The sequence below is a fragment of the Promicromonospora kroppenstedtii DSM 19349 genome (assembly GCF_000515355.1).
In the GTDB taxonomy this organism is placed as follows: Bacteria; Actinomycetota; Actinomycetes; order Actinomycetales; family Cellulomonadaceae; genus Promicromonospora; species Promicromonospora kroppenstedtii.
Window position 1 is genome coordinate 28,265 of record NZ_KI911686.1, and the last position, 4,237, is coordinate 32,501.

A 4,237-nucleotide genomic window follows, 5' to 3' on the forward strand; every position below is an offset into this window, starting at 1 on the left:
CGCTGACGGGCGGCGCCCGCGAGGTGCTGCAGGCCGTGCTCGCGGACCCGGCGGCCTGGGTCTAGCCGGTCGTCCGGGGAGCCGGGCCTCGACGGGCCGGACCCCTACGGCTCGTCCGGCGCGTCGATCGGGCCGAGCGTTATCGCGGGCGCGTCCGCCGGCTCCTCGAGTGTCTCGACGGGTTCGTCCTCGCGGCCGAGCAACCGTGCGACGGCGCCGTCGAGCATCTCGGTGATGGTCCGGACGAGGCCCTCCTCGTCGCGGGCCTCGAGCCGCTCGACGATCGCGGCGTGCGCGTCGGCGGTGTCCTTGCGCACGACGTACTCGTCGCTCACGGAGAAGGTGGCCATCCGCACCTCGACGATGAGCGTGGTCATCCAGCGGGTGAGCCAGGGGTTACCGGTCGCCGCGACGAGCGCCCAGTGCAGGTTCAGGTCGGCTCCGCCGACCCGGCGCGCGTCACCCGTGCGGTTCGCGTCGACGAGGTCGTCGTGCGCCCGGCGCACGCTTGCCACCGCGGCGTCGTCCCCGGAGCGGACGAGCAGGCGGGCCGCTGTGATCTCCACGGACTTGCGCGCCTCGTAGAGCGCCGGGAGCCGCTCGCGCGAGATCGTCGCCACGCGCATGCCGCGCCCCGGCGTCGCCACCAGGAGCCCCTCCTGGACCAGGCGCTGGGCGGCCTCCCGCAGCGGACCGCGGCTCACGCCGAGCTGCGTCGCCACCTCCACCTCGCGGATCGGCGAGCCGACGGCGAGCACGCCCGCGTACACCGCGTTGCGCAGCTCGGTCTGGATCAGGTCGACGGTCGAGGGACGCGTCACGCGCGAGAAGGACGGCGCAGTCGCCAGGGTGGCCCGTGGCGGGTGGTACATCGGTGCTCCTTCCGTGAGCGCAACGTCGATGACGACATCATCCCCGGTGCGCAGGCTTCTGTGCGGCCACGGCGGTGTCCGGGGCGGCTCCGGCCGGGTGAACTTGCAGATTGTAGACAATCATAATGTCGAACGCTAGATTGTCTGAACGTCGCCGTCCCGCTACGGTGGCGTGTCGTCCGTGAACTCCAGCCCACCCGGGCTTTGCCAAACATGCCGGGTGGCGTGAAGGGAACCATGTCTAGATCAAGCGTCCGCCCGCTCCGCCGAGCCGCCGTTGCCACAGGGTCAGTACTCACCCTGGTCGCGCTGGCCGCGTGCACGTCGACAGCACCGGAGGATGCCGGTGGTGCTCTGCAGCAGCTCCAGGACGACGGCGCCATCACCGTCGCGTTCAACGGCGAGGAGCCCTACTCCTACGAGGACGGCGGCGAGCTCACCGGAGCCACCATCAAGCTGAACGAGGCGATCTTCTCCGAGCTCGGCATCGACACCGTCGAGGGCGTGCAGACGGAGTGGAACTCGCTCATCCCCGGCCTGACCGCCGGCCGGTACGACGCCGTGAGCGCCGGGATGTCGATCCTCCCCGAGCGTTGCTCCGAGGCGATCTTCTCCGAGCCCGAGATCATGTACACGACCGCGTTCCTGACGCCGACGGGCAACCCGGACAACCTGACGGACATGCAGTCCGCCAAGGACGCCGGTGTGAAGCTCGCCGTGCTCAGCGGCGCCATCGAGGAGGGCTACACCGAGTCCCTCGGGATCGAGACCGTCAAGGTCGGCTCCCCGCAGGACGCGCTGGACGCCGTCACCTCGGGCCGGGCCGACGCGTCGGCACTGACCGCCATCTCGCTCAACGCGCTGGTGGCGCGTTCGAACGCCGATGTCGAGGTCACCGACTCGTTCGTGGCAGTGATCGACGGCGTGCCCCAGATCGGCGCGGGCGCCACGGTCTTCCCGAAGGGTGAGGAGGAGCTTCGAGACGCGTACAACGAGAAGCTCGCCGAGATCGTGTCCGACGAGGACCGCTGGATGGAGATCGCAGGCCCGTTCGGCTTCACCGCCGCCGAGCGTCCCGTCGAGGGCCTGACCGCCGAGAAGCTCTGTGAGGGCGACCTGGAGTCGCTGGCCAAGGACCTGGCCCCGGAGCTCGGCCTCGACAGCTGACCCCGCACGTGTCCGACAACGTGCAAAAGCTCGTCGATCTGCTGCCGCAGCTCGGCGAAGGGATTCTCGTCACTCTCCAGCTCACGATCGCCGGTGCGGTACTCGCGCTGATCATCGCGTTCATCCTGGGCCTGGGCTCCCGAGCCCGGACCCGGTGGGCGCGGGTACCGTCCCGGGTGGTCGTGGAGTTCTTCCGCGGCACGTCGCTCGTGGTGCAGATCTTCTGGCTGTACTACGTACTGCCGCTGCCGCCGTTCTACGTCGAGCTCGACCCGCTGGCCTGCGGCATCATCGCGCTCGGGCTCAACTACGGCGCCTATGCCGCCGAAGTGGTGCGCGGTTCGATCAACTCCGTGCCCACCGGGCAGTGGGAGGCGGCCACGGCGCTCGACCTGGGTGGTGTGCACCGCCTGCGCCGCGTGATCCTGCCGCAGGCCTGGCCGCTGATGATGCCCATGTTCACGAACCTGCTGATCCAGCTCGTCAAGGGCTCTGCCCTGGCGGCCTACATCACGCTGCACGACATCAACTTCTTCATCGGGGAGCTGCGCAAGGGCACGACCGACACGGTGTTCGCCTACACGGTCGGCCTGCTGCTCTACTTCGTGTTCGCCTACGCGCTCACGCTGCTGATGAACGCGCTCGAGGCACGGGCCAAGCACAAGGTCGGCCAGGGGCCGTCACTGCGTGAGGTCCTGCGCCTGACCCCCGCCAGGACCGCCGGGACGGAGGTGCGCTCATGAACGACTTCTGGAGCTGGGACCACGCCGCCGCGGTGTTCCCCGACCTGATCAAGGGGCTGGGCATCACGGTCCTGGCGACCGTGGTGGGCATGATCATCGCCGCCGTCCTGGGGCTCGTCGTCGCCATCGTGCGGCGGTCCCGCGTGCGGACCGTCACCATGCCGGTCGGCTTCCTGGTCGAGTTCATCCGGTCCACGCCGCTGCTGGTGCAGCTCGTGTTCGCGAACCTGATGTTCACGCAGTTCCCGTCGCTCGCCGTCGGCTGCGTGGTGCTCGGCATCCATTACGCGACGTACATGTCCGAGGTCTACCGGGCCGGCATCGACGCGGTGCCGGGCGGGCAGTGGGAGGCCGCCGTCGCGCTCGACCTGCCGCGGAGCCGGACGTGGCGCGCGGTGATCCTGCCGCAGGCGATCCGGAACACGCTGCCCGGTCTCGGGAACTACGCGATCTCGATGTTCAAGGAGACGCCGTTCCTGGCCTTCATCTACGTGGTCGAGATGTATGCCGCCGCGCAGGCGTACGGCGGTGCGAACTTCCGCTACATCGAGGCGATCACCCTCGCCGGCCTGCTCTTCCTCCTGGTGAGCTACCCGACCTCGCTGCTCGTCCGCCGAATGGAGAACCGCCTTGCCTGACAACGACACCACCCCTGCCATCGAGTTCCAGGGCGTCGGCAAGCGCTTCGGCGACAACGTCGTGCTCGACGGCCTGAACTTCACGGTCGCCAAGGGGGACCGCGTCACGCTGATCGGGCCGTCCGGCTCCGGCAAGACGACCATCCTGCGCCTGCTCATGACGCTCGAGGAGGCGAACGACGGCCTGATCCTCGTGGACGGGCAGCCCTACACGCACGAGATCCGGGGCGGCAAGCGCGTCGCGATCTCGGAGAAGCGGCGCAGTCTCGTGCGGCGCCGCGTGGGGATGGTGTTCCAGCAGTTCAACCTGTTCCCGAACATGTCGGTGCTGGAGAACATCATCGAGGCCCCGATCCACGTGCTCGGGATCCCCAAGGCGCAGGCGGTCGCCCGGGCCGAGGACCTGCTGGAGAAGGTGGGCCTGGCCGACAAGCGCGACGCCCGCTGCACCCAGCTGTCCGGCGGGCAGCAGCAGCGTGTCGCCATCGCGCGGGCGCTGGCCATGGAGCCGGAGATCCTGCTCCTGGACGAGGTGACCTCCGCGCTCGACCCCGAGCTGGTGGCCGATGTGCTCGGCGTGCTCCGCAACATCGCCGAGACCACCGACATCACCATGCTGATCGTCACGCACGAGATGCAGTTCGCCCGGGAGGTCTCCAACCGGGTGCTGATGTTCGATGGCGGCAAGATCATCGAGGAGGCGCACCCGGAGGCGATCTTCACGTCGCCGGAGCACGAGCGGACCCAGGAGTTCCTCCGCGCGGTCCTCTGACCGGCCCCGACCCGGGCGCGCCCGTCCTTCTCGGACGGGCGCGCC

Annotated in this window: 5 protein-coding genes; 4 read left to right on the plus strand and 1 reads right to left on the minus strand. The window is 69.4% G+C overall.

What is annotated here, in order from left to right; translation table 11 throughout:
• Window positions 1–104: 104 nt before the first annotated feature.
• Window positions 105–872, minus strand: a complete 768-nt coding sequence (locus PROKR_RS14730) for a GntR family transcriptional regulator (protein WP_051433016.1) — start codon at window positions 870–872, stop codon at window positions 105–107.
• Between the two features lie 237 nt (window positions 873–1,109).
• Here PROKR_RS14730 and PROKR_RS14735 point away from each other — a divergent pair, with 237 nt between their 5' ends.
• From PROKR_RS14735 to ehuA, 4 genes are read left to right on the plus strand one after another with little or no spacing between them, the layout of a single operon-like run.
• Window positions 1,110–2,039 (plus strand): transporter substrate-binding domain-containing protein, encoded by a 930-nt coding sequence (locus PROKR_RS14735; protein ID WP_036964631.1) that lies wholly within the window; start codon window positions 1,110–1,112, stop codon window positions 2,037–2,039.
• 8 nt (window positions 2,040–2,047) lie between these two features.
• Window positions 2,048–2,782: an ectoine/hydroxyectoine ABC transporter permease subunit EhuC gene (ehuC, locus tag PROKR_RS14740; RefSeq protein ID WP_036964409.1), complete on the plus strand. Its 735-nt coding sequence runs from the start codon at window positions 2,048–2,050 to the stop codon at window positions 2,780–2,782.
• On the plus strand, window positions 2,779–3,420 hold the full coding sequence (ehuD, locus tag PROKR_RS14745) for an ectoine/hydroxyectoine ABC transporter permease subunit EhuD (protein WP_036964410.1): 642 nt from the start codon (window positions 2,779–2,781) through the stop codon (window positions 3,418–3,420). The genes ehuC and ehuD overlap by 4 nt, the downstream gene beginning before the upstream one ends.
• Window positions 3,413–4,192: an ectoine/hydroxyectoine ABC transporter ATP-binding protein EhuA gene (ehuA, locus tag PROKR_RS14750; protein WP_051433018.1), complete on the plus strand. Its 780-nt coding sequence runs from the start codon at window positions 3,413–3,415 to the stop codon at window positions 4,190–4,192. The genes ehuD and ehuA overlap by 8 nt, the downstream gene beginning before the upstream one ends.
• Window positions 4,193–4,237 lie beyond the last annotated feature (45 nt).